The 24,609-nt window shown below is 70.4% G+C and carries 20 protein-coding genes; 1 reads left to right on the top strand and 19 read right to left on the bottom strand.

Annotated features, from left to right (window positions below; all coding sequences use genetic code 11):
* Positions 1–15: 15 nt before the first annotated feature.
* From nadD to ACIBJH_RS10370, 3 genes are all read right to left on the bottom strand, one after another.
* Positions 16–705 carry a nicotinate-nucleotide adenylyltransferase gene (gene nadD / locus ACIBJH_RS10380; protein ID WP_399116442.1) on the bottom strand — a complete coding sequence of 230 codons (690 nt, stop codon included), beginning with the start codon at positions 703–705 and terminating at the stop codon, positions 16–18.
* A 67-nt stretch (positions 706–772) separates the two neighbouring features.
* Positions 773–934 (bottom strand): hypothetical protein, encoded by a 162-nt coding sequence (locus ACIBJH_RS10375; protein ID WP_019065530.1) that lies wholly within the window; start codon positions 932–934, stop codon positions 773–775.
* A 140-nt stretch (positions 935–1,074) separates the two neighbouring features.
* Positions 1,075–1,236, bottom strand: a complete 162-nt coding sequence (locus tag ACIBJH_RS10370; RefSeq protein ID WP_019065531.1) for a hypothetical protein — start codon at positions 1,234–1,236, stop codon at positions 1,075–1,077.
* Between the two features lie 101 nt (positions 1,237–1,337).
* Between ACIBJH_RS10370 and ACIBJH_RS10365 the strand changes: the two genes are divergently transcribed.
* Complete coding sequence (locus ACIBJH_RS10365) at positions 1,338–2,465, top strand: M48 family metallopeptidase (RefSeq protein WP_399116441.1); 1,128 nt, start codon at positions 1,338–1,340, stop codon at positions 2,463–2,465.
* Between the two features lie 231 nt (positions 2,466–2,696).
* Here the strand turns inward: ACIBJH_RS10365 and ACIBJH_RS10360 are convergent, their stop codons facing one another.
* The 16 genes from ACIBJH_RS10360 to ACIBJH_RS10285 all read right to left on the bottom strand — a co-directional run bounded on the left by ACIBJH_RS10360 (position 2,697) and on the right by ACIBJH_RS10285 (position 24,597).
* Positions 2,697–3,767, bottom strand: coding sequence for a hypothetical protein (locus ACIBJH_RS10360; RefSeq protein WP_399116440.1), 1,071 nt, complete (start codon positions 3,765–3,767; stop codon positions 2,697–2,699).
* Positions 3,768–3,865: 98 nt separating this feature from the next.
* Positions 3,866–4,474 (bottom strand): hypothetical protein, encoded by a 609-nt coding sequence (locus ACIBJH_RS10355; RefSeq protein WP_399116439.1) that lies wholly within the window; start codon positions 4,472–4,474, stop codon positions 3,866–3,868.
* 93 nt (positions 4,475–4,567) lie between these two features.
* Positions 4,568–5,854: a glutamate-5-semialdehyde dehydrogenase gene (locus ACIBJH_RS10350; protein ID WP_201053713.1), complete on the bottom strand. Its 1,287-nt coding sequence runs from the start codon at positions 5,852–5,854 to the stop codon at positions 4,568–4,570.
* Positions 5,855–5,936: 82 nt separating this feature from the next.
* Entirely contained in the window at positions 5,937–6,404 is a 468-nt protein-coding gene (locus ACIBJH_RS10345) for a hypothetical protein (RefSeq protein WP_399116438.1), read from the bottom strand.
* Positions 6,405–6,538: 134 nt separating this feature from the next.
* Positions 6,539–7,645: a glutamate 5-kinase gene (gene proB, locus ACIBJH_RS10340; protein WP_399116916.1), complete on the bottom strand. Its 1,107-nt coding sequence runs from the start codon at positions 7,643–7,645 to the stop codon at positions 6,539–6,541.
* A gap of 193 nt (positions 7,646–7,838) precedes the next feature.
* Entirely contained in the window at positions 7,839–9,056 is a 1,218-nt protein-coding gene (locus ACIBJH_RS10335; RefSeq protein WP_399116437.1) for a glycosyltransferase family 2 protein, read from the bottom strand.
* A gap of 185 nt (positions 9,057–9,241) precedes the next feature.
* Positions 9,242–11,284 carry a hypothetical protein gene (locus tag ACIBJH_RS10330; RefSeq protein ID WP_399116436.1) on the bottom strand — a complete coding sequence of 681 codons (2,043 nt, stop codon included), beginning with the start codon at positions 11,282–11,284 and terminating at the stop codon, positions 9,242–9,244.
* Between the two features lie 59 nt (positions 11,285–11,343).
* Positions 11,344–12,837 (bottom strand): D-ribitol-5-phosphate cytidylyltransferase, encoded by a 1,494-nt coding sequence (locus tag ACIBJH_RS10325; protein ID WP_399116435.1) that lies wholly within the window; start codon positions 12,835–12,837, stop codon positions 11,344–11,346.
* Between the two features lie 150 nt (positions 12,838–12,987).
* Positions 12,988–14,151 (bottom strand): hypothetical protein, encoded by a 1,164-nt coding sequence (locus ACIBJH_RS10320; protein WP_399116434.1) that lies wholly within the window; start codon positions 14,149–14,151, stop codon positions 12,988–12,990.
* A 96-nt stretch (positions 14,152–14,247) separates the two neighbouring features.
* A complete protein-coding gene (locus ACIBJH_RS10315; protein WP_399116433.1) occupies positions 14,248–15,798 on the bottom strand; it encodes an alkaline phosphatase D family protein in 1,551 nt (516 codons plus the stop codon).
* 187 nt (positions 15,799–15,985) lie between these two features.
* On the bottom strand, positions 15,986–17,422 hold the full coding sequence (gene obgE / locus ACIBJH_RS10310; RefSeq protein ID WP_399116432.1) for a GTPase ObgE: 1,437 nt from the start codon (positions 17,420–17,422) through the stop codon (positions 15,986–15,988).
* A 120-nt stretch (positions 17,423–17,542) separates the two neighbouring features.
* The gene (gene rpmA / locus ACIBJH_RS10305; RefSeq protein WP_007381992.1) at positions 17,543–17,797 is read right to left on the bottom strand and encodes a 50S ribosomal protein L27; all 255 of its coding nucleotides are present in this window, start codon (positions 17,795–17,797) and stop codon (positions 17,543–17,545) included.
* A 14-nt stretch (positions 17,798–17,811) separates the two neighbouring features.
* On the bottom strand, positions 17,812–18,132 hold the full coding sequence (gene rplU / locus ACIBJH_RS10300) for a 50S ribosomal protein L21 (RefSeq protein WP_007381993.1): 321 nt from the start codon (positions 18,130–18,132) through the stop codon (positions 17,812–17,814).
* A gap of 229 nt (positions 18,133–18,361) precedes the next feature.
* Entirely contained in the window at positions 18,362–22,432 is a 4,071-nt protein-coding gene (locus ACIBJH_RS10295; protein ID WP_399116431.1) for an Rne/Rng family ribonuclease, read from the bottom strand.
* A 262-nt stretch (positions 22,433–22,694) separates the two neighbouring features.
* Complete coding sequence (locus ACIBJH_RS10290) at positions 22,695–23,474, bottom strand: TIGR03936 family radical SAM-associated protein (RefSeq protein WP_399116430.1); 780 nt, start codon at positions 23,472–23,474, stop codon at positions 22,695–22,697.
* 46 nt (positions 23,475–23,520) lie between these two features.
* The gene (locus ACIBJH_RS10285) at positions 23,521–24,597 is read right to left on the bottom strand and encodes a hypothetical protein (protein ID WP_399116429.1); all 1,077 of its coding nucleotides are present in this window, start codon (positions 24,595–24,597) and stop codon (positions 23,521–23,523) included.
* Between the last annotated feature and the right edge of the window lie 12 nt (positions 24,598–24,609).

The raw sequence follows: 24,609 nt of genomic DNA, 5'->3' as shown, positions 1-24,609 counted from the left end.
GGTGCCCCTCTCGGCTCACTCGCCGCGGTACAGCTCGCGCTTGTCGATATAGCGCACGACTCCGTCGGGCACCAGGTACCAGACCGGATCCCCCTTGGCGACTCTCGCACGGCAGTCTGTGGAGGAGATGGCCAGGGCGGGAACCTCGACCAGCGAGACACCGCCCTCCGGGAGCCCCGGGTCGGTCAGTGTGTGGCCGGGGCGGGTGACTCCGATGAAGTGCGCGAGGGAGAAGAGTTCCTCCGCGTCGCGCCAGGTGAGGATCGCGCCGAGGGCGTCGGCGCCGGTGATGAAGAAGAGGTCGGCGTCGGGGTTGAGCGCGCGCAGGTCGCGGAGGGTGTCCGTGGTGTAGGTGGGGCCGCCGCGGTCGATGTCGATACGGCTCACCGAGAACTGGGGGTTCTCGGCGGTCGCGATGACCGTCATCAGATAGCGGTCCTCGGCGAGCGCGACCTTGCGGTCGGTCTTCTGCCAGGGCTGGCCGGTCGGGACGAACACCACCTCGTCCAGGTGGAACTGCGCGGCGACCTCACTGGCCGCCACGAGGTGTCCGTGGTGGATCGGGTCGAACGTTCCGCCCATGACGCCCAGACGGCGCTTGCCGGGGCTCGACGGGCCGTTGTTGCGCGGGCCGTTCACCATTCGGTTCTCCGTGCCGCGCGTCGTGTCGTTCGCCGGACCGGTAGGCATGTCCTGCTCTCCCATGCGTGCAGACCCTACCGGCCCGGTGTGAAGACCCCGGGACCCGTCCGGTGGACAGAAGGGACAGACCCTAGCGGTCGCGGTTGAAGCGGGTGGTGATCCACAGCAGGAGCAGCAGGATGATGAAAGCGCTGCCACCGGTGACGATCGGCTGGAGGCTCTCGTGGTTGCCCCCGCCCTCACCCTCGGCGGCAAGAGTGACCAACTGGGCAGCAGTGCCGTGGAAGCTCATCTTCAGCAGAACCTATCCGGTGTGGGCGGGATAAAGATGTCGGCCCATGGTAAGCGGGCAGCCCGGCGGCGATCACGCCGACTCCGCCATTGGGAACCGGACCCGCGACACGGACGCCGGCAGGGAACTCCGAGGGCGTCTCAGTCGTCCTTCTGTTTGTATCCACGCAGCAGGAACCACGCGGTCAGGATGCAGCCGAGGAACATCACGACCAGTACGACCCTGAGCAGATCCCCCGATCCGTGCTGGGGGGCGGCGTTCGCGGCCTCTGCGAGCCAGGCGGCTGCGGAATGGGGCTCCATGCGTTGACTCCTTCGCTGTACTGCCCGACCACGGTAACTCCGCCTAGGCTGGGCTCTGCTTCGGGGGCACTCAGCGCACACAGACGCACATGGGGGACCACATGTCCGAAGACGGCCACGAGCAGAACGCCCACGAGAACGTGCCGAGCAGGCAGCGCAGGCGCTTCCCGGGGATCTCCTCGCGCGCGTACGAGCACCCCGCGGACCGCTCCGCCCTGGTGGCGCTGCGCAAGCTGACCGGGTTCGACACGGTGTTCAAGGCGCTCAGCGGGCTGCTGCCCGAGCGCAGTCTGCGCCTGCTGTTCCTGTCCGACTCGGTGCGGGTGTCGGACCAGCAGTTCTCGCACCTCAACGACATGCTGCGGGACGCCTGTTACATCCTGGACCTGGAGAAGGTCCCGCCGATGTACGTCACCCAGGACCCGCAGCCCAACGCGATGTGCATCGGCCTGGACGAGCCGATCATCGTCGTCACCACCGGCCTGGTCGAGCTGCTCGACGAGGAGGAGATGCGCGCGGTCATCGGCCACGAGGTGGGCCACGCGCTGTCCGGCCACTCCGTGTACCGCACGATCCTGCTGTTCCTGACCAGCCTGGCCCTGAAGGTCGCCTGGATCCCGCTGGGCAACCTCGCGATCCTGGCGATCGTGACGGCGCTGCGCGAGTGGTTCCGCAAGTCGGAGCTGTCCGCCGACCGCGCGGGTCTGCTGGTCGGCCAGGACCTGCGGGCCTCGATGCGCGGTCTGATGAAGATCGCGGGCGGCAACCACCTGCACGAGATGAACGTGGACGCGTTCCTCAAGCAGGCCGAGGAGTTCGAGTCGGGCGGCGACCTGCGCGACTCGGTCCTGAAGATCCTGAACGTGCTGCCCCGCTCCCACCCGTTCACCACGGTGCGGGCGGCCGAGCTGAAGAAGTGGGCCGAGTCCCGCGACTACCAGCGGATCATGGACGGGCACTACCCGCGGCGCAGCGAGGACAAGGACACCTCGGTCACGGACTCGTTCCGCGAGTCGGCGGCGAGCTACGCGAGCAACGTCAAGAGCTCCAAGGACCCGCTGATGAAGCTGGTCAGCGACATCGCCGGTGGCGCGGGCGACCTGGGCGGCCGGGTCCGGCGCGGCTTCGGCGGCTTCGCGAGCACGACCCCGCAGGACGGACCGCCCACCGAATCGGCCAACGGCACCGAGCAGCCGCCGACGGACACGCCGCCGCGCGGCGAGGACTGACCCGGCACAAGGACCGACCCGATCGATACACACCGCCCTCATACCTACGGCGACCGGACACACCGCCGGTTCACGCGCGCCTCACACCTGGGGCGACCAGGTCACGCGCCGGTTCACACGGGCCTCACACCCGCGACGATCCGGCGCAACCCCGGGCTCACACCCACGGCGGCACACCGACAGCCTCCCCACGGCCTCGCACAGCCGCCTGCTGGAGCGCTTCCGGCGTGCTCACACCTTCGGCTGTGCGCCCGCCGCCAGTGTGCCGCACAGGGCCGTGGCGCTGCCTGTGGCGAACGGGTCGGTGCCGGCCGGGCCGCCCGCCTTGGCGGTCTGGCCGGCGAGCAGGGGGCGCAGGTAGGTGACGGAGTCCTCGGCACAGGACAGGGGCCCGGCCTGGACGTAGGAGGTGACGATCTGGGCCTGGTCCATGCGCAGATCGTCGCGGTCGAAGCGGAACTGGAGCTCGCGGCGGACGGTGAACAGGGAAGCCTGGGCCTTGTCGCCGGAGCCGGTCGGCCGGAGCGCGTAGACGAAGGTTCCGTCGGCGGTGACCTCAAGGGTGGACGAGTCGATCTCGGTGGCCTGCAGGGAGCCCTGGACGCGGATCTTGCGGTCGGCCAGCTCGGCGCGTGCCGGGTCGAAGCGAACCAGCCATCCGGTGGGCTCGTGCCGGCCGTCGGCGGCCGGGTGCTCGAAGCTCTGGTCGAACTGGTCGAGCTGGTCGGGGTCGACGAGGACGCGCGCGGGCCGGGTCTGTCCGCCGGTGAGCACGGCCGGGTAGAGCGAGGACTCCACGATATAGGCCTTGGCGGTGCTCAGGGCGGCCACGACCTGGCTGTCCGAGAAGTGGGCGGTGCGCCGCGCGGCCGGCAGCGGGATGCCGTCGCCGCCGACGTCGAACTGCGCGGCGGGGCTGTGCTCGAAGAGGTGCTCCGCGTCGGCCGCTCCCGGCACCTTGTCCTGGGGGGACAGCGGGATGACCGTCATCCGCAGCGGCTCGGCGGGCTGCTGGGCCGTGGGGGTCGTGTAGGGGTGCCGTACGCCCATGTAGATCGCGGTGCCGAAGGCGACGGCGATCAGCATGACCAGGATCAGGGCCTGGCGGGGGAGACCGCGGCGCAGGGCCGGGCGGCGGCGGACGGCGGGGGCGTGGTCGGCCATGCGCTCCCGCGCGGAGAACTCCTGGAGACGGGCAGCACGGACGAACGACTCGTCGAATACGACGGATCGGTACTCGTCCTCACCACCACCGGGAGCGCCCTCGGGTGTCCCCTCGGGTGGGTCTCCTGGACCGCCCATACTTTCAGAGTAGGTCTCCGGAGCCTCAGGTAAACGCCCTGGTACACGACAAGTTCTGACAGGTTCTCACCGAGCCGGTCAGAGCGGTCGCAGCTCGCTCAGGGTGTGCGCGGTACGGCGGACAGCGGTGGCTGGGAGTTGTCGGCGGAAACGGAGGGTGCCGCCGCCGTGCCCTGTTCGACGCCCGTGGAGGCCGGGGGCGGGACGCGGTCCCTGCTGCCCGAGGACGCGCCGCGGTAGACCGCCGAGAAGGCCAGGGCGACCATGCCGATGCCCATCACCAGGGCGAGCAGCCAGGCGACGGGACGGTGCCAGCGGACCTGTTTGCCGTAGGTTCCCGGGGCGCCGTAGCGGCCCTCGGCGAGGTCGGTGTCGTCCAGGTCGTCGAGTTCCGGATCATGGCCGAATTGGCGTCCGTAGGCGTCCTCGAAGAGGTCGTCGTCGCCCCGTGCGCCTCTGCCGCGCCGGTCGCGCCGCGCTTCGGCCTCGGAGGCCTCGGCTCTGGCCTGCGCGGCGGCAAGGAGACGCTCGACGGCGGTCGGCTCGTGTACTACGGCCGCCCGTACGAAGGCCTCGTCGAAGACCACGGAGTCGAATTCTTCGTCCGACATTCCGCGGTCGTGGTCGTCGTCGGGCTCCCAGCCGTCAGGGAACGGCGTGCCCCCCACGTCCTCCGGCACCTCTCCAGAGTAGACCTGGGGGGTCAATTTGGGCAGGCGGTAGGGAAATTCATCCGCAGGGTGAGATACCTCTCGCTCCACGAGGCCCTATGCCCCACGCATATGCCAACAGCCCTTGGCTCAGCGGCGGATGTGCCCGTCGCCGGTGACGATGTACTTGGTGCTCGTCAGTTCTGGCAGGCCCATCGGGCCCCGTGCGTGCAGCTTCTGGGTGGAGATCCCGATCTCCGCGCCGAAGCCGAACTGGCCGCCGTCCGTGAAGCGCGTGGAGGCGTTCACGGCGACGGTGGTGGAGTCGACCAGCTGGGTGAAGCGGCGGGCGGCCTGCTGGGAGGAGGTGACGATCGCCTCGGTGTGGCCGGAGCTCCACAGCCGGATGTGCTGGACGGCCTTGTCGAGCGAGTCGACGACGGCGGCGGCGATGTCGTAGGAGAGGTACTCGGTGTCCCAGTCCTCGGGGGTGGCCTCGACGACGGTGGCCGCGGACTCCTTGGCGTAGGCGAGGACGCGTTCGTCGGCGTGCACGGTGACGCCGGCCTCGGCGAGGGCGTCCAGGGCGCGGGGCAGGAACTCGGGGGCGATGTCCTGGTGGACGAGGAGGGTCTCGGCGGCGTTGCAGACGCTGGGCCGCTGGGCCTTGGAGTTGATCAGGATGTCGATGGCCATGTCGAGGTCGGCGTGCGCGTCGACGTAGACGTGGCAGTTGCCGACGCCGGTCTCGATGACGGGGACGGTCGACTCGCTGACGACGGTCTGGATCAGGGAGGCGCCGCCGCGCGGGATGAGGACGTCGACGAGGCCCCGGGCGCGCATCAGCTCGCGGACGCTCTCGCGGCTCTCGCCGGGCACCAGCTGCACGGCGTCGGCGGGCAGTCCGGCGCCGCCGACGGCGTCGCGCAGGACGCGCACGAGGGCGGTGTTCGACTCGTAGGCGGAGGCGGAGCCGCGCAGCAGGACCGCGTTGCCGGATTTGAGGCACAACGCAGCCGCGTCCACCGTCACGTTCGGGCGGGCCTCGTAGATGATGCCGACGACGCCGAGGGGGACGCGGACCTGGCGCAGGTCGATGCCGTTCGGGAGGGTCGAGCCGCGGACGACCTCGCCGACCGGGTCGGGCAGCGCGACGACGTCCCGTACGTCGGAGGCGATGGCCCGGACGCGCTCGGGGGTGAGGGTCAGCCGGTCGATGACCGTCTCGCTGGTGCCGGCCGCGCGGGCCTTGGCGATGTCCTTGGCGTTGGCCTCGACGATTTCGCTCGTACGGACTTCCAGCGCGTCCGCGATGGCGAGCAGCGCGTCGTCCTTCTCGGCCCGGGGCAGCGGCGCGAGGTCGGCGGCGGCGGACTTGGCGCGGTAGGCGGCCCGGGTGACCGGGGACATGGAGTCGTACGGCGAGAGCGTGGTCATGAGGGAAGGGTAGTGCGCCGGGCGGAGGCGTCCACCGGCTATCCCAAACCGCGAGACAAGCGCGGAAGGGCCCGAAGACGGCTCAAAAGGGGTGTACGCCGACCGGGGTCGCGGGCAGCGGGCCGTAACCCTCGGAAATGCGCTGGTGATAGGTCTCGCGGTCGATGACCTCCAGGCCGACGATCTCCCACGGCGGCAGCTTCGCGGTCTGGCGGTGCTCGCCCCACAGGCGCAGCGCGACGGCGGCGGCGTCGTGCAGGTCGCGGGCCTCTTCCCAGTAGCGGATCTCCGCGTGGTCGTTGGCGTAGCGGCTGGTCAGCAGAAAGGGGTGGTCGTGGGCGAGCTGTTCCAGGCCGCGCCGCACCTCCTTCAGCGGGGCCTCGCCGCCGGAGACGCTGAGGGTGACATGCCACAGCCGGGGGAGGTCCTTGGGTTCCTCGCCCTCGTACCGGGCGCCGGCCGCGACGCTCGTCAGCGTGCGCTCCTCGCCGGGCGCGCGGGAGGTGGTACCACCGCGGGACGCCGCCGCCCCAGGGCGTACTCGTCTCACGACGGCCTCCTTACGCAATGGTCGAGCTGCTGTGCTCGCGCGGATGGGTCCCTGAGCAAAGTTGAGCAGGCCCGGCGCGTCCGTGTGGCACTTTTGCGGAACGTCCACCGAGGGAGGCGGACGTTTCGGTTGTTTTACGGGTGGAGGATCACCAGGTCGTCCCTGTGTACGACTTCCCTCTCGTACGACGGTCCCAGCTCCCGCGCCAGTTCCCTGGTGGAGCGGCCGATCAGCTGGGGGATCTCCTTGGCGTCGAAGTTGACGAGCCCCCGCGCGACCGGGTGCCCGGCGCCGTCCCGGAGTTCGACGGGGTCGCCCGCGCTGAACTCGCCCTCGACGGCGGCGATCCCGGCCGGCAGCAGTGACATCCGGCGCTGTACGACCGCGCGCACGGCACCGTCGTCGAGGGTCAACGAGCCCTGGGGCGTGGACGCGTGCTGCAGCCAGAGCAACCGGTCGGCGGAGCGTTTCCCGGTGGCGTGGAAGTACGTCCCGGTGTCGCCGCCGCTCAGCGCGTCGGTCGCGTGGACCGCGCTGGTGAGCACGACGGGGATGCCCGCGGCGGCGGCGATCCGGGCCGCCTCGACCTTGGTGACCATGCCGCCGGTGCCGACGCCGGCCTTGCCCGCGCTGCCGATCTCGACGTGGGCGAGGTCCTGCGGGCCGTGCACTTCCGCTATCCGCGAGGTGCCGGGCTTGCTGGGGTCGCCGTCGTAGACGCCGTCGATGTCGGAGAGCAGGACCAGCAGGTCGGCGTGGACGAGGTGGGCGACGAGGGCGGCGAGCCGGTCGTTGTCGCCGAAGCGGATCTCGTCCGTGGCGACGGTGTCGTTCTCGTTGACGATCGGCAGGGCACCCATGGCGAGGAGTTTGTCGAGGGTGCGGGAGGCGTTGCGGTGGTGGGAGCGACGGCTCATGTCGTCGGAGGTGAGCAGGACCTGGCCGACGCGGATGCCGTAGCGGGCGAAGGAGGCGGTGTAGCGGGCCACGAGGAGGCCCTGGCCGACGCTGGCGGCGGCCTGCTGGCGGGCCAGGTCCTTGGGGCGGCGGCGCAGTCCGAGCGGGGCGAGGCCTGCGGCGATGGCGCCGGAGGAGACGAGAACGACCTCTCTCTCGCCGCCGCTGCGGCTCTTGGCGAGGACGTCGACGAGGGCGTCGACCCGGTCGGCGTCCAGGCCGCCGGCCGCGGTGGTCAGGGAGGAGGAACCCACCTTGACGACGATCCTGCGGGCCTCGGTCACGGCTTGCCTTGCGGCTGCCACGGATCCCCCCGGGGGTAGTTCGGGTGACCCGCGGCAATTTACGCGAACCGGGTGGGGGCGTGCACGTTGGTCCAGGTCGCGGACAGGGGGGGGTGAGTTCAGAGTGCGGGCCGGTGGGGGCTGGTCGCGCAGTTCCCCGCGCCCCTAAAAACGCCGGACTCGCCCTGTTCTTTTAAGGGCGCGGGGAACTGCGGGGCCCGCCCCCACCGGCCCGCAGTCGACGTACTTTCCGCATCACCCGACGCAAGAACACCCCCGCTCCCCCCTCCCGATACCCCTCCACCGCACGCGCCTCGCGAGGTTCCGCCAGGTACAGGGAGTCCGGCAGCCCCGCATCGCCCGACCGGAAGTGCGGATACGCCAGGTACACCCGACGTCCCCGCCCCTCCACCACCGCCTCGGGGCGTTTCTTCGACTTGATGAACTCGACCACGTCCAGCAGGAGTTCGGGGCGTTCCTGGGCCACCAGATGCAGCCGCAGCCGTTCGTCGACCTTGAGTCGCAGCGCCACCTCGTCCGTCCAGTGGGCCGCCATCAGCGGCTTGGCCAGCTCGAACTTGTGGCGCCGTACCTGCTCGCTGTCCCCCGCGTACTTGGGGCCGAACTGCGGGAGCAGGGTCACCAGGAACGGGCGGAGCATCAGCTTGTCGCGCTCCACCCCCGGCGGGACCATCTCCGCGATGAGGTTCATCAGGGCGCGCGCCGAGTCGAAGCGCAGGGTGTAACTCCCGCTCTTCGTCACGTGTTTGCCGTCGTCGCGGCCCACCAGGTAGTAGCAGGTGTGGTCGGCGATCACGGAGACGCCGTCCGCCCGGAGATACGCCTCCATCGTGAACAGCGCGTCCTCGCCGGTGAACAGCGTCTCGTCGAAGCGCATGCTGTGCCGCTCCAGCAGGGCCCGCCGGAACAGTTTCTGGGCGCTGAGCGTGAACTTGATGTTGGAGTGGAAGACGTCGGTGCGCTCCAGCGTCTCGACCCACGCGGCCTTGGGCGGGACCCGGTTGATGCCCTCGACCTTGCCGAGCACCACGTCGGTGCCGTTGCGGTCGGCCAGCGCGACCATGCGTTCCAGGGCCTCGGGGGCGAGCCGGTCGTCGGCGTCGAGGAAGAAGACGTAGCGCCCGGCCGCCTTGCCGAGGCCGACGTTGCGCGGGGAGCTGGGGCCGCCGGAGTTCTCCTGGCGGATCACCGTGACGTGGTTCGCGGCGCGGGCCGCGAACTCCTCCAGGTACTCCCCCGTGCCGTCCGTCGAGCCGTCGTCGACGGCGACGACCTCGATCCGGGCCGGGTCCAGGGTCTGTGCCTCGACCGAGCGCAGGCACTCGACGAGGTACGGCATCGCCTCGTACGCCCCGATGACCACGGTCACATCAGGCTGCGTCACGGTCACGCGCTCCCCTTTGTCCATGGAGTGTTTCCCCCGTATCGGCCGGATCGACATCTACAAGACGGCCGACCGGACCGATCGGTTGTCCTCCGTCAGCAGGGGATACGCAAAAGAGCCCGGTTTTCGAGGATCACTCCTCAAGAACCGGGCTCTTCTTGACCAAATTCTGACTCGGGCAGGTCAGCGGGTCAGCTCGTCAGTTCGGCCTCGGTCGCGGCCGACCGTTCCTGGCCGACGTTGCGGGCCTCGGACTTGAGCGCCAGGTCCCGTACCGCGGTGTTGAACTGCTCGATGGACGTGGGCTCGTCCGGGCCGAGCAGGTACTGCTTGAGTTCCTTGCGGTCCTCGGCCAGCGGGTCGGCGTCCGGGGCGCGGACCGCCGCGAGCAACTCGCCCAGTTCGGTGGCCTTGTTGGAGAGGATCACGGCGGCGCGCACCGCGGTGTTCTGCCGCTTGAACTCCTCGACGCCGAGCTGCGCGGAGTCCGTGACCGCGTACGGCTTGCCGCTCGCGATGAAGTCGGAGACCACGCTGGAGATGTCGGAGACCATCGCGTCGGACACGTTGAAGCAGTCGTACAGGCGCGGTTCGGCGCCGGAGATGACCCGGTGCTCGAAGGTGCCGAAGGACTGCCAGTACGCGTCGTTCCACTCGGCGCGCAGCCGGGCGATCTCCTCGTACTTGGCCAGGTCGACCACGCCGTCGCGGGTGAGTTCGGCCTCGTCGCCCTTGTCGGCGGCGCCGCCGGTCAGCTCGGTGATCCGGGCCTCGATGCGGGCCAGTTCGGCCTTGGCCCTGGTCTGCGCGGCGGCGTCGGCCGTGAAGCGCGGGTCGGTCGCGCGCTGGGCGGCGGCCTTCTCCACCAGGGCGGTGACCTTGCGGTGCGCGGAGCCGGCCGCGGAGCTGACGGTGCCGGTGAAGGGGTGCGGCTTGTACAGGACGCGGACCGGGGGGTCGGCCTTGAGCAGCTTCTTCACGATGTTCTCGCCGGCCAGCAGCAGGGAGGTGTTGCCGGGGTCGTTGTCCCAGCCCTCCCAGGTCGGCGCGTAGAGGACCGTGGGGATACGGCCGTCCGGCACGCCCTGCCAGGTCTGGATGGGGGCGAGCTGGGGGCGGCCGACCTCGACGATGTCGTCGTCGCGGACCCCGACGTCGGCGATGGCGTAGCGGTCGCGGCCCGCGCGGCCGGCGGTCCACACCTCGTCGTAGACCTTGCTGAACGGGTTGACGCTGGCCAGCTTGTCGCTGTCGCCGTGGCCGATGAAGACGTGCTTCATGGTGGGGACGCGCAGCAGGTGGATGTTCTTGCCGACGTTGGCCGCGTAGAGCGCGACGCGCACGCTGGAGAGGTCCATGTTCATCAGGTGCACGCCGCCGGGGACGCAGATGACGGGGACCTTGGTGGGGGCGAGGTTCTGCAGTATGACGCGCTCGCGGAGCAGGACCAGGGGCTGGGACTCCAGCTGCTCCATGGTCTCCAGCCACATGTTGACCTGGTACGCGGAGTCCTTGGAGCCGGAGAAGCAGAGCACCGTCTGCGGCTGGTACTCGTGCAGCCAGTCGTCGACGGCTTCGAGGATGACCTCGGCGGTCGGCGGGATCTTCGTGCCCCTTATGTACGGCAGGAGCGCGGCGACGTAGAGGGTGCCCAGGAACAGGGTGACGCCGATGCCGATGAAGGCGGCGACGGCAGAGTCCAGCTGTGCGGAGATCAGCAGGCCGACGACGGCGAACAGGTCGAGGTGGAGCATCTTCTCGGCGGAGCGCTCCAGCAGGCCGAACGGCGGGGCGTCCGGGATGTTGATGCGTGAGCCGAGGTCGACGTTGCGGGTGGCGACCGGCATCCGGCGGCGGTTGCGGATCAGCGTGACGACCGCGCCGTGCGGGGCCTGAAGGCCGTAGAACGCGATGAAGCAGGCGATCGCGCCGTAGAAGATCAGGTGGTCCGAGAGGTCCATGCGGGCCAGCAGCAGGATCAGCAGGAGCTGGCGGATCAGGAAGCGGATCGAGAGGCCCGCCCTGACCTTGCTGAGGCGGTTGACCAGGTAGCTGGCCTGCCGGTGCAGATAGTGGTCGGCGACGTACGTCACGACGGCCGCGGCCGCGAAGGCCGGGACACTCGGGATGAGCGCGGCCAGCATGAGCGCGGGGAATCCCAGCATCATGAGGACGGCCGCGGCGAGCTCGGCCGCGCTGCCCACCCGGGCAACACGGATGGCGGTGGAAATCACTGATAAACCTGCTCTTGGGGGTTTTGAGTAATTTACCGGGAACTCAGAGGCAGGCTTAATTAAACGCCGTCCTGGACGTCCAGCACCGAGGCGAGGGCGGCCTCGAAGCCGGAGGCCCTGGCCGCACCGGCCGTCGGGTCCTGCTGGCGGACGTCGATGACATGGCCGGTCAGCTCGGACAGCAGCACGTCGAGCGAGGCACGGGCCACGGCCTCGGAGGAGAGCAGGGTGCCCGCGGCCTCCTGGCCGAAGGCCTTGGTGCGCATCGGCGTGGCGGTGCGCTCCGGGTTGACGCAGTTGACGCGGATGCCGTCGCCGGCCCACTCGTCCGACAGTGCCTGGGTGAGGTTCACCATGGCGGCCTTGGTCGAGGAGTAGAGGCTGTACTCGGCGCGGCCGCGGGTGTAGCTGCTGGAGGTGTAGAGCAGCAGCTGGCCCTTGGTCTCGGCCAGGTACTTGTACGCGGAACGGGCGATCTGCACCGGCGCCAGGTAGTTGACCTTCAGCGCTTCCTCGATGGTCGCGTTGTCCGTCTCGGCCAGCTTGCCGATGCGCAGCACGCCCGCGGTGTTGATGACGTAGTCGATGCGCCCGGTCTCGGCGTAGGCCTTGGACAGCGCGTCGTCGACCTCCTCCGGGTTCTCGACGTGCGTGCCGGTGGTGGAGCGGCCGAGCGCGTAGACCGTGGCGCCGTAGCCCTGGGCCAGCTCGGCGATGTCCTTGCCGATGCCGTACGAGCCGCCGAAGACGACCAGCGTCCTGCCGGTGAGCAGCTCGCGGTAGGCGGCCTCGTCGACCTGCTCGGGGGCGGCCGTGGAGGCGAGCTGGAAGAGCTTGTCGGCGATGAAGACGTCGACGGGCTGGGTGACCTTCATGTTGTACTCGTCGCCCGCGACGACGTGGATCGGCACGTCCGGCAGGTACTTCAGTACGACGGAGCAGTCGTCCGTGGCCTGGAAGTTCGGGTCCCCGGCGGCGACCTCGTAGGCGCGGCGGATCGTGGACAGCTTGAACGCCTGGGGCGTCTGGCCGCGGCGCAGCCGGGAGCGGTCGGGGATCTCGGTGATGAACTCGCCGTCGTCGCCGTGCGTGCGGGTCACGATGATGGTGTCCGCGGACGGGATGGCCACGTCGACGGCCTGGAAGCGCTCCAGGGCGATCACGCAGTCGTCGATCACGCGCTGCGAGAGCAGGGGGCGCACGGCGTCGTGGAAGAGGACGTTGGCGTCCTCGCCCTCGGCCAGGCCCTCACCGAGGGCGGCGATGGCGCGCTCGGTGGTCTCGTTGCGCGTGGAGCCGCCCTCGATGATCTTGGTGACCTTCTGGAAACCGGCCTTGGCGACGATCTTCTCGACGTCCGGGACGTAACCAGGCGCCATCAGCACGATGATGTCGTCGATCGAGTCGGCCTTCTCGAAGGTGGTCAGGGTGTGCTCGATGACTGCCTTGCCGGCGATCTTCAGCAGCTGCTTGGGGATCGAGAGACCCACGCGCTGGCCGGTACCGCCGGCCAGGATCACTGCGGTGGTGCGGGGCTTGGCTATGTGCGACACAGGCGACCTTGACCTACCTCGGGACAACGGGGGAACTGGCAAATGGTCCCACTCACGGTAACCGCAGTGCAAGGCGAGTGACCTCCGCCGCATAGGTGAGCGACACCTGTCATTCATCTTGCACTGCTGGTGACCGCGCGACGACACCTCTCAGCGGCGCCGGAGCTTCTTCAGACAACGGTGACCGAGAACTCGTACGAGTTCCTTCGACGACGTCTGGTGAACCGTCCGCGACTTCGCCGCGGCGGTGTGCCGCACCGGCGCGGCGGCCACCGCCGCGAGCGCCCCGTACAGCGCCTGCGCGGCCACCTCGGGCGCGATCCGCGGCGCCGCGGGCACCTGCTCCGAAGCCTTCGGTACGGCCGACAGAAGGGCGGTGTCGCCGACGATCCGGACGCCCGTGGCGGCGATGGTGCCGGCCATCTCGGCGCCGATGGAGCCCGCCGCCTCTACAGCCCACCGGGGCGTCGTGATCTTCACGTCCTGCGGGGTCGGGCTGCACGAATTCTTCATATGCATGACCGCGCCGTTGCGCACCAGCTTGGAATACAGCTCGTCGGGGAGCCCATTGCCGCGGAATTCCACATTGAGTTTTCGCAGCATTTCGGTCTCGGCCAGGGTGAGAGAGCGGTTGGCCGCGTCCGGAACCGGCCGCAGCAGATTCGCGGGCAGTCCGAGCAGCGCCTCGAAGGTGCGCAGCAGCCCGTCGCGGTCACTGTCGTCGACCACGACGACGGTGACCCGCTCGGGGCCCACGGCCCGGGTCCAGCGCTCCACCAGCCGGTCGTGCCGGTGCCGCCGCCAGAAGCTGGGGTTGGGCTGCTCGTAGGGCGCCTTGCGGAGCATGTGCTCCAGCCAGTTGTCGTAGCCCATGCGCAGGCCGTTCTGCACGTACTGCTGCCACTGCGAGGGCATGATCTTGGCCAGCGGGCGCAGGGTGATCAGGATGTGCACGCGCTCGCCGCCGAGCTGCTCCACGATCCGGGCGATCGTCTCGTCGTCCTCGGCGTCGGCGAAGAACTCGCTGCTGATCACCGACGTGCGGTCACCGGTGGCGCGCACGGCGTCGAGGAGGCGGGTCCAGTGCTTGTCGGTGGGCACGGCGTCGCCCATCATCGCGGGCCGGGCGCAGGCGGCGAGGGCCGCTTCCATCGGGTGTCTGCTGTGCGCGGGGAAGTCGACGCCGTGCTCGGGCATCGCGTCCTTCGCGGCGAACAGCGCGCCCTGGATGGCGGTGGTCCCGGTCTTGTGCGGGCCGATGTGCAGCAGCCGGGTCCCGGAGGGCAGCGCTTCCTTAATACAGTCCGTCTCCATGGTTAATGGAAGGTAAGAGTTGTTCCTGAGTTTGACCTGAGAGGAGCCTGGGACACAGATGAGTCCCAGGCTCCGGTCACACAGGGTTCACGAAACTCAGACCACCTGGACCCCGGGATCGCCCGCCTCGACGCGCAGGGAGGCATAGGTGCTCGGCGTGGCTGTCGGCTTCAGCACGGTGTCCACGACCCGCACCTTCGCGTCGATGCCGTCCCGCCGGATGTCGAAGAGGTGGTAGCCGCGGTGGGCGTCGATCACCTTCCAGTGCGGGTTGTCCGCCATCAGCGGGTCCCACTGGGCGTGGAAGGCGGCCTGGTCCTGGTCGCCGTTGCTGGAGATGGACGTGCCGACGAACTCGGCGCCGACGACGGCGGAGCCGGGATCGGCGAAGTCCTCCTTGAGGTCGCTGATCATCGTGAGGTGCCGGTCGCCGCTGAGCACCACCGGGTTGCGGACGCTCTTGAAGTCCTCCAGCAGGGCGTTGCGTTCGGCCTGGTAGCCGTCCCAGGCGTCGTAGAACCACTGCTTGCCCGCGCCGAGCAGGATGTCCGTCTCGGCCATCATGATCTGCGAGGCGACGACGTTCCAGCGGGCGGGCGAGTGGCGCAGCCCCTTCAGCAGCCACGCCTTCTGCTCGGCGCCCATCATCGTCATCGACGGGTCCTCGGCACCGGCCTGCGTGGTGGCCTGGTCGCTGCGGAACTGCCGGGTGTCGAGGACGTTGAGCCGCATCAGCCGGCCGAACTCCAGGCGCCGGTACATCTGGATGTGCGGCCCGTCCGGCACGGCGCTCGCGCGCACCGGCATGTGCTCGTAGTACGCCTGGAAGGCCGCCGTCAGCCGCGCCACGAACGCGTCGTGCGACTGCTGGGCGGGGTCCTGCGGGATCTCCCCCGCCCAGTCGTTGTCCACCTCGTGGTCGTCGAAGGTCACCACCCATGGGGTGTTGGCATGCATCGCCAGCAGATCCGGGTCGCTGCGGTACTGCGCGTACCGGTTGCGGTACTGGACCAGGCTGTACGGCTCCCCGGTCCCCTCGTGCCGTCGCGGCCCGGCGTTCGACGGCGCCGACTCGTAGATGTAGTCGCCGACGAAGAGCACGAAGTCGGGATCCTGCGCCAGCATGTCGGCGTACGGCGTGAAGTAGCCGTTCTGCCAGTTCTGGCAGGAGGCGAGCGCGACGCGCAGCCGGCCGCGGGAGCTGTCCGGGTGCGGGGCGGTGCGGGTGCGGCCGGTGGCCGAGAGCTGACCGTCGGCACGGAAGCGGTACCAGTAGTCACGGCCCGGGCGCAGCCCCCGTACATCCACGTGAACGCTGTGCCCGTACTCGGGCAGCGCCTGCGCGACACCCCGGCGCACGCGCTTTCTGAAACGGTCGTCCTCCGCGATCTCCCACTCCACCGGGACCACCTGGTCCGGCATCCCGCCGCCGTTCAGCGGGTCCGGGGCGAGCCGCGTCCACAGCACGATGCCGTCGGGCAGCGGGTCGCCGGAGGAGATGCCGAGGCTGAACACACCGTCGGGCAGCGGGGTTTCGGCTGCCCGGGCGGAGGTCGGCAGCCACAACTGGGCGGAGGCGGCGGCCCCGAGCACCGCCGCGCCGGCCGCGAGAAAACGTCGTCGATCGGGTGATACGGCTCCGGTCATCGTGAACTCCCTTGCGACGTTGGCCTCTTGGGTCACTTGGAAGCTCACCGTGCGAGAAATCCCGCCCGTTGAACAGTAAGTATCGCGTCCATGACAAATGAGCACACAGCAAGAGACCCGTTGCTCCGAGAGCAACGGGTCTCAGCCAGTTTGGGTTACGCCGGGCAAACGATCTTCACCCGTCCACTCAGAAGGGCTTGAACTCCTCGAACTCCTGCGCCGCCTCGTCCCGTTCGGCCTGCTTGTCCCGACGGCGCTGCGTCGCGGGCCGCGGCTCGTCGAGCCGGTGGTCCTCGCCGCGCCGGCCCAGCATCTCCGCGCCGGCCATGACGGTCGGCTCCCAGTCGAAGACGACCGCGTTGTCCTCGGGACCGATCGCGACGCCGTCGCCGGAACGGGCGCCCGCCTTCATCAACGAGGCCTCCACACCGAGGCGGTTGAGCCGGTCGGCGAGATAGCCGACGGCCTCGTCGTTGTTGAAGTCGGTCTGGCGGACCCAGCGTTCGGGCTTCTCGCCACGCACGCGGAAGAGGCTGTCCTCCTCCTGTACGACGGTGAAGCCGCTGTCGTCGACCGCCTTCGGGCGGATGACGATCCGGGTCGCCTCCTCCTGAGGCTTCGCGGCCCGCGACGCGGCGACGAACTCCGCGATGGCGAAGGACAGTTCACGCAGTCCCGTGTGGGCGACGGCCGACACCTCGAACACGCGGTAGCCGCGCGCCTCCAGGTCCGGCCGCACCATCTCGGCGAGGTCCTTGCCGTCCGGTACGTCGATCTTGTTCAGGACGACCATGCGCGGCCGGTTGCCGAGGCCGCCGTACTGCTTCAGCTCCTCCTCGATCATGTCGAGGTCGGAGATCGGATCGCGCTCGGACTCCAGCGTCGCGGTGTCCAGGACGTGCACGAGGACGCTGCACCGCTCGACGTGGCGCAGGAACTCAAGGCCGAGGCCCTTGCCCTGGCTGGCGCCGGGGATGAGACCGGGCACGTCGGCGATCGTGTAGACCGTCTCGCCGGCCGTCACCACGCCCAGGTTCGGGACCAGAGTCGTGAAGGGGTAGTCGGCGATCTTCGGCTTGGCCGCGCTCAGCACGGAGATCAGCGAGGACTTGCCGGCGCTCGGGTAGCCCACGAGAGCCACGTCGGCGACCGTCTTCAGCTCCAGGACGATGTCCTGGAGGTCGCCGGGGACGCCGAGCAGCGCGAAGCCGGGGGCCTTGCGGCGGGCGCTCGCGAGAGCCGCGTTGCCGAGGCCGCCCCGGCCGCCCTGCGCGGCGATGTACGAGGTGCCGTGGCCGACCAGGTCGGCGAGCACGTTGCCCGCGCCGTCGAGCACGACCGTGCCGTCCGGCACCGGCAGGACCAGGTCCTGGCCGTCCTTGCCGGAGCGGTTGCCGCCCTCGCCGGGCTTGCCGTTGGTGGCCTTGCGGTGCGGGGAGTGGTGGTAGTCCAGCAGCGTGGTCACGGACTGGTCGACGATGAGGATGACGTCACCGCCCCTTCCGCCGTTGCCGCCGTCCGGGCCGCCGAGCGGCTTGAACTTCTCACGGTGGACGGAGGCACAGCCGTGGCCTCCGTTACCCGCGGCGACATGCAGCTCGACGCGGTCCACGAAGGTGGTCATGGGATGTGCCTCCAGTTACGTACAACAGTGTTTCCAGGTCAACACGCGAAAGGCGGACCCGCTTCCCGGAAGGGAAGTGAGGTCCGCCTCGCGAAAGCTTCCGATCGGTTACCTGATGCTTCAGGCGACCGGAACGATGTTCACGACCTTGCGGCCACGGTGCGTACCGAACTCCACCGCACCGGCGTTCAGCGCGAACAGCGTGTCGTCGCCGCCACGGCCGACGCCCGCACCGGGGTGGAAGTGGGTGCCGCGCTGGCGGACCAGGATCTCACCCGCGTTGACGACCTGACCGCCGAAGCGCTTCACGCCGAGCCGCTGGGCATTGGAGTCGCGACCGTTCCGGGTGGACGATGCGCCCTTCTTGTGTGCCATCTCTCCTCAGTCCCTTACTTCGCAGCCGCGGGGATCTCAGTGACCTTGATCGCCGTGTACTGCTGGCGGTGGCCCTGACGACGGCGGTAACCGGTCTTGTTCTTGTAGCGAAGGATGTCGATCTTGACGCCCTTGTGGTGGTCCACGACCTCGGCCTGGACCTTGATGCCGGCCAGGACCCACGGGTCGCTGGTCACAGCGTCGCCGTCGACAACGAGCAGGGTCGAGAGCTCGACCGTGTCGCCAACCTTGGCAGTGGAAATCTTGTCAACCTCAACGATGTCGCCGACAGCAACCTTGTGCTGGCGACCACCGCTGCGCACGATGGCGTACACGCTGATCTCACTCTCTAGCTCAGGGACGGCACCCCCGCAGTCCAGCCGCCCTGCAGAGCAGACGGCCTCTCCCGGTGGAACACACCCGGGAGGAAGAGGTTTACGGGGATGTGGCGTGTCACCAGTGGACACGCCGACAGTCAAGGTTACGGGGCCGCGGCCGAACGGGTCAAACCGGGCCCGTGGGGAGTGCGACCGGTCACACGGACCGGCCGCACCCGCCCGGGGTTCAGCCCTCGTCGGTGGAGGCGGTGACGGAGGACGGGCTCGCCTGCTCCGCCGCCGCGGTCTTCTTCGACGTGGTCTTGGCGGCCTTCTTGGCCGTCGTCTTCTTCGCGGCCGTCTTCTTGGCCGCGGTCTTGGTGGCCGCCGCCTTCTTGGCGACCGCCTTCTTCGCCGGGGCCTTCTTGGCGGCCTTGCGCGCGGCCGTCTTCTTGGCCGGAGCCTCGGCCTCGGCTTCCGCTTCCACGGCGGCCGGGGCCTCCTCCGCCGTCACGGCCGACGGTACGACCACGACGGCCGCCTCCTCGGACGCGGTGGGCGCGGTGGCCTTGCGCACGGCACGACGCCGCGGGCGGGCCGGAGCCGCGCTCTCGGCGGGTGCCTCGGGCTGCTCGACCGAGGCCGGAGCAGGGGCGGGCGCCTCGACGACGACCGGCGCGGGGGCCTCGGTGACCGTCACGACGGCGGCCTCCTCGGACCCGGCCGGAGACCCGGCGGGCGCGGTCGCCTTACGGGTCGCACGACGGCGCGTACGGCCCTTGGGCGCGGCGTCGTCGGCAACCTCGGCAGCCTCGGCGACGGGGGCTTCGGCAGCCACCGGAGCCTCGACCACCGGGTCCTCGACGGCGACGGGCTCGGCCTGCGCGACGGCGACCGGTTCGGCCTCCTCGCGCACTTCGCGCACCTCGCGCGGCTGCCGCGACTCACGGGACTCCGCCCTCGGCGCACCGGCCGGAGCCGAAGCCCGCCGGCTCGTCCGGCGCCGCGAACGACCGCCACGGGTGGCCGCGGCCTCCGCCTCGGCGGCGCTGCTGTACAGGTCCTCGTCGGGCCGGAAAGTGTCCATCAGCGGCTTCGCCGCGGGGGTCTCGGCGAACGGCACCGGCATCGCGACCTCGGCCGCCACCTCCGCCTCGGTCTCGACCTCGTCGGACTCGTGGTCGTGCTCGTGCGTCTCGTGACCGTCGTGCGTGTCGTGGACGTCGGCACCGCTGCCGTCGCCACCACGCCCGCGCCGCTTGCGCTTGCCGCCGCCACCGACCGAGGTCGGCTGCTCCATGTGCACGATGACACCGCGGCCGTTGCAGTGGACGCAGGTCTCGGAGAAGGACTCAAGGAGGCCCTGTCCGACGCGCTTGCGGGTCATCTGCACGAGGCCGAGCGAGGTGACCTCGGCGACCTGGTGCTTCGTACGGTCGCGGCCCAGGCACTCCAGGAGCCGCCGCAGGACGAGGTCCCGGTTGGACTCCAGCACCATGTCGATGAAGTCGATGACGACGATGCCGCCCAGGTCGCGCAGCCGCAGCTGGCGCACGATCTCCTCGGCCGCCTCCAGGTTGTTCCTGGTCACGGTCTCTTCGAGGTTGCCGCCCTGACCGGTGAACTTGCCGGTGTTGACGTCGATCACGATCATCGCTTCGGTCTTGTCGATGACCAGCGAACCGCCGCTGGGCAGCCAGACCTTGCGGTCCAGCGCCTTCATCAGCTGCTCGTCGATGCGGTACGTCGCGAAGACGTCGACCTCGGACGTCCACTTGGACAGCCGGTCGGCGAGGTCGGGGGCGACGTGCGAGACATAGCCGTGGATGGTGTCCCACGCCTCGTCACCGCTGACGATGACCTTGGTGAAGTCCTCGTTGAAGATGTCGCGCACGACGCGGACGGTCATGTCCGGCTCGCCGTACAGCAGCGTCGGGGCGTTCGAGCTGCCGCCGCTCTTCGACTTCTTCTGGATGTCCTCCCACTGCGCCTGCAGCCGCTCGACGTCGCGGCTCAGCTCGTCCTCGCTCGCGCCCTCGGCGGCGGTGCGCACGATGACGCCCGCGTCCTCGGGGACGATCTTCTTGAGGATGGTCTTCAGTCGGGCCCGCTCGGTGTCGGGCAGCTTGCGGCTGATGCCGGTCATCGAGCCCTCGGGGACGTACACGAGGTAGCGCCCGGGGAGGGAGACCTGGCTGGTCAGACGGGCACCCTTGTGTCCGATGGGGTCCTTGGTGACCTGCACGAGGACCGACTGGCCGGACTTCAGGGCGGACTCGATGCGGCGCGGCCCGTTGGCCATGCCGAGCGCCTCGAAGTTGACCTCACCGGCGTACAGGACGGCGTTGCGCCCCTTGCCGATGTCGATGAACGCGGCCTCCATGGAGGGCAGCACGTTCTGGACCTTGCCCAGGTAGACGTTGCCGACGTACGAGGTCGACTGCTCCTTGTTGACGTAGTGCTCGACGAGCACGCCGTCCTCCAGGACGCCGATCTGCGTGCGCTCACCGCTCTGCCGCACGACCATCACACGCTCGACGGCCTCACGGCGGGCGAGGAACTCCGCCTCGGTGATGATCGGGACGCGCCGGCGCCCCTGCTCGCGGCCTTCGCGGCGGCGCTGCTTCTTGGCCTCAAGACGCGTCGAGCCCTTGATGGACTGCACCTCGTCGCTCGGGTGCTCGTCCTTCTTGGCGCGCGGCTCGCGGACCTTGACGACGGTGCGCTCGGGGTCGTCCGAGGACGAGACCGACTCGCTCTCGCCACCCGAGTCACCGGCGCGACGACGCCGACGGCGCCGGCGACGGCTGCTGCTGGACCCGGAACCGCCCTGGTCCTCGTCCGCCTCCTCGGCGTCCTCCTCGACCTGCTCGGCGGTGTCCTCGGCGTCTTCGGCGGCCTGCTCGGCGGCGTACTCCTCGCCGTCCTCGGACTCGTCCTCACCGGTGGCGGACTCGCCACGGCGACGACGTCGGCCACCGCGGCGACGGCGGCGGCGCGAACCGGTCTCCTCGGTCTCGTCACCCTCGGCGGCCTCGTCGGCCTCCTCCGGCTCTTCCTCGGCGACGACGGGCTCGGCGACGGCGGCGACGACGGGCTCGGCCTCGAAGGCGGCACCCCGGCGACGGCGCCGACGACGGCCGCCGGTCTCTTCCTCGACGACTTCCACGGCCACGGGCTCGGCGACGACGACCGCTTCCTCGTCGTCCTCCACGGCCTCGGCAGCGGCGGCGGCAGCCCGCTCCGGCGTCTGGAACATCGGCTCGGTGAAGACGGGCGCGCGGAACACGGCCACGGCGGGCCGCGCGGGCCGGCGCGGCCCCTCGTCCTCTTCGGCGGCGTTGCCGTTCTTGGGCGCGGGCGCGGAGAACCCGCCGGCCGCGGTCCGTACGACCCGGCGCCGACGACGCGGCCCGGAGTCCTCGGCGGGAGCGTCGGCAGTGGTGTTCGGCTCCGCGGCGTCCGCGGCGGTCTCGTCGTTCACAGGGGCCTCCTCGCCCACGGGCGTCCCGGCAGGCGCGGACACACGGCGCGTGGCGCGACGACGGCTCCTGCGCGGCGCGGCATCCTCGTCGGACGCAGCGGGCGCGGCACCTTCGGTCACTTCAGTCACTTCGGTCACGACGGCGGCGGCAGCAGGAGCTGCGGTCGCTTCAGCCGCTTCAGCGTTCTCGTCGGCCTCGGCCGCCTGCGGCGCACCGGCGGGCGCGGAGGCGCGCCGGGTCGCACGACGGCGCGTACGCCCCGCGGGCGCCGCCTCTTCCGCCGGGGCTTCGACAGCCACGGCTTCCTCGACGACGGCCGGAGCGGCCTGCTCCTCCGCCTGCTCCACCACAACCTCGGGAGCAACGGCCTCGGGCGCGGTCACCTTGCGGGTGGCCCGACGGCGGGTGCGGCGCGGAGCCGCGTCCTCGTCGGACACGACAGGCGCAGCGTCTTCCGCCACGGTGGTCTCTTCGAGTGCGGTGGCGGCAACAGCCGGCACCACGATCTCGGCCGCCTCGGGCACCGCACTCGCCTCGGGCGCGGACACCCGGCGGGTCGCACGACGACGCGTACGCCCGGCGGGCGCGGCCTCTTCTGCGACGACGGGCGCCTCGGGGGTCACCTCGGTGACCTCGACGACGCTCTCGTCGGTGTCGTTCTTCTCGTCGCTCACCTCGGCCGGTATGGCCGGAGCGCTGCTTTCGACCGCGCCCTCGGGGGCGGTCGGCGGTCCCGCCGGGCGAGACGCGGCGCGGCGCCTGCGGCGCGGCGGCAGCGTGTCGCTGGGGGTGTTCGGTTCGGAACCCTCGATGGGTTCGGTCGGTTCGAGCATGCGGGCGTTTCTCCCGTCAGGCTCCCGGGCGCCGCGCCTGGTCCGGCTCGGATGCCGGTGACGTCCGCGGCTCGCGCGTTGCGCGGTGCCGCCGTCCGGGGCGCGGGCGCCGCACGGGAGCTTTCTGTGTCCTGTCTCGCCGGTTCCGTACGCCCAGTTGCGGACGGCCTGGCGAAAGTCTTGTGGTCGGTGCGCTGCCCGACCCAGGTGGCTCCCGAGTCCGAGGGCGGCGCTACGACGTCCGTCCTACGCGGAACCTTCCCTACGCCGGCGCCTTCGCGGCGGCAGCTTCGGCGACCGTGGGATTCCCGGTCACTGCTGCCTCGCGGTCGGGCGCGAGCGGGTCGGTCACCGTGCCGGTCTCTTCATCGAACAGCCCCTGCGCCAGCCTGGTCACCGCTGCGGCGACCGGCGGCGCCAGGTCGGCCACGGCGCGAAGACCGGACAGGACGTCGTCGGGTCGAACGGCAGGCGTCACGTGCCGAACAACCAGCCGCAGTATCGCACAGGCCTGGTCGGTAGGCCTATCAGCCTGTGGACCGATCGTCTCAGAAGAGGCTTCGAGGCTTGCCACGGCGGAGCGGGCGTCGAAGGTGCGCATGCCGTTCTTGGCCATGCGCTGGACCTCGACGGTCTCGGCCGCGTTGAACGCCGCCACCGCGCGCTCGGCGTCCTCGGGAGCCACCCCGTCGAGCCGCAGCTCCCACACGGAAGCCGTGAGCCGGTCGGCGAGCCCGGAGGTCCGGGCCTCGACCGCGTCGACGATGTCGAGCCCGACGGGCATCGACTCGTCGAGCAGCTCGCGCAGCTTGTCGGGGTCGCGCTCGGCGGTGAGCGCGATCTCCAGGTATTCCGCCTCACTGCCCGTGCCGGTGGGTGCGGCATTGGCGTACGACACCTTCGGGTGCGGTGTGAACCCGGCCGAGTACGCCATCGGCACCTCGGCGCGGCGCAGCGCACGCTCGAAGGCGCGCTGGAAGTCTCGGTGGCTGGTGAACCGGAGGCGGCCGCGCTTGGTGTAGCGCAGTCGGATGCGCTGCACCGCGGGTGCGGGCGGCGGGCCTTCGGGCTGTCGCTTGCCCAGTGTCCTAGTCCTTCGTGAGAACGGTCGTACTTCTACCAAGAGTACGTGTCTCGTCGCCCATCGGTTCCCGTCGCTCCACCGGCTGCGGCTGCCCAGGCTCGCCGAAGACCATCCGTCGGAAGTCGGCGCGCGCCTGCCGGGCGGACTCGCGCGCGGCGGTCAGCGCCTGCCGGGTGACCCGGCCCACGGCGCGCGCGGCCTCGGCGGCGGGCCGCAGCACCAGGTCCCGTACGACGTGTCCGACCGGGGTGAGAACCGTCCGGTACACCCAGCTCACCGGCGCCACGAAGATCCACCGGAAGAGGGTCCCCAGTGCCCGTCCCACGGCGAGCGAGATGTGCCCGGCGATCCGCCAGGCGTGCCCGAGCGCGTCCCAGACCTCTCGTCCCACGACGGCGAGGACCCGTCCGACCGGTGCCAGGACCCAGCGCCAGAGCGCGATCGCGGGCAGGACGAGCAGGATCCGGGCCGTCCAGTACAGGACGACACCGACACCGGTACCGACGGCCCTCGCCAGCCACATCAGCCCCCGCCCGCACCAGGCGACGGCGCGCCCGACCGGGGCGAGCACCCAGGCGTAGAGCCACCCGGCGGGTACGACGAGCAGATACCGCCCGAGCCAGGCCAGGCCGGCGGCCACCCCGTTGACGACCCACACGCACGCGTGCCCGACGGGAGTGAGCACGCGCGCGTACACCCACGCCAGGCCGTTCCCGATCCGCCGGGCGCTCCAGCCGAGGGCGTGCCCGACCGGGGTCAGCACATAGCGGTACAGCCAGACCAGGGGCACCAGGACGAGCACGTTCAGGAGCCATCCGACCGCCTTGGCGCCGGGTACGACGACGTACCGCCACAGCGCGACCGACGGCCACACGAACAACGCCCGCCCCACCGGTCGCAGCACGGTCCGCCACAGGAACCGTCCGCCGACCACCAGCGCGTCCCACACCACCCGCACCGGCACGACCAGCACGAGCACGACGATCCGCACGGGAACACGGATCGCGACGGCGAGACACCCCTCGGGCGGCTGCGGCGCGGGCTGCGCGGCCGGTTTCTCGAACTTCACAGGGACGTCCATATCAGTCAGGAC

Origin of the sequence: Streptomyces sp. NPDC050548 (assembly GCF_044457385.1) — a bacterium.
Classification (GTDB): Bacteria; Actinomycetota; Actinomycetes; order Streptomycetales; family Streptomycetaceae; genus Streptomyces.
This window is presented reverse-complemented; position numbering and strand designations above follow the sequence as displayed.

Excerpts from the sequence above, each read along its gene's own strand:
- rpmA (WP_007381992.1), bottom strand. The coding sequence starts at position 17,797 with ATGGCACACAAGAAGGGCGCATCGTCCACCCGGAACGGTCGCGACTCC.
- ACIBJH_RS10350 (WP_201053713.1), bottom strand. The coding sequence starts at position 5,854 with ATGACCACGCTCTCGCCGTACGACTCCATGTCCCCGGTCACCCGGGCC.
- nadD (WP_399116442.1), bottom strand. The coding sequence starts at position 705 with ATGGGAGAGCAGGACATGCCTACCGGTCCGGCGAACGACACGACGCGC.
- obgE (WP_399116432.1), bottom strand. The coding sequence starts at position 17,422 with ATGACCACCTTCGTGGACCGCGTCGAGCTGCATGTCGCCGCGGGTAAC.
- ACIBJH_RS10375 (WP_019065530.1), bottom strand. The coding sequence starts at position 934 with ATGAGCTTCCACGGCACTGCTGCCCAGTTGGTCACTCTTGCCGCCGAG.
- ACIBJH_RS10285 (WP_399116429.1), bottom strand. The coding sequence starts at position 24,597 with ATGGACGTCCCTGTGAAGTTCGAGAAACCGGCCGCGCAGCCCGCGCCG.
- ACIBJH_RS10315 (WP_399116433.1), bottom strand. The coding sequence starts at position 15,798 with ATGACCGGAGCCGTATCACCCGATCGACGACGTTTTCTCGCGGCCGGC.
- ACIBJH_RS10365 (WP_399116441.1), top strand. The coding sequence starts at position 1,338 with ATGTCCGAAGACGGCCACGAGCAGAACGCCCACGAGAACGTGCCGAGC.
- ACIBJH_RS10370 (WP_019065531.1), bottom strand. The coding sequence starts at position 1,236 with ATGGAGCCCCATTCCGCAGCCGCCTGGCTCGCAGAGGCCGCGAACGCC.
- ACIBJH_RS10320 (WP_399116434.1), bottom strand. The coding sequence starts at position 14,151 with ATGGAGACGGACTGTATTAAGGAAGCGCTGCCCTCCGGGACCCGGCTG.
- ACIBJH_RS10295 (WP_399116431.1), bottom strand. The coding sequence starts at position 22,432 with ATGCTCGAACCGACCGAACCCATCGAGGGTTCCGAACCGAACACCCCC.
- ACIBJH_RS10360 (WP_399116440.1), bottom strand. The coding sequence starts at position 3,767 with ATGGGCGGTCCAGGAGACCCACCCGAGGGGACACCCGAGGGCGCTCCC.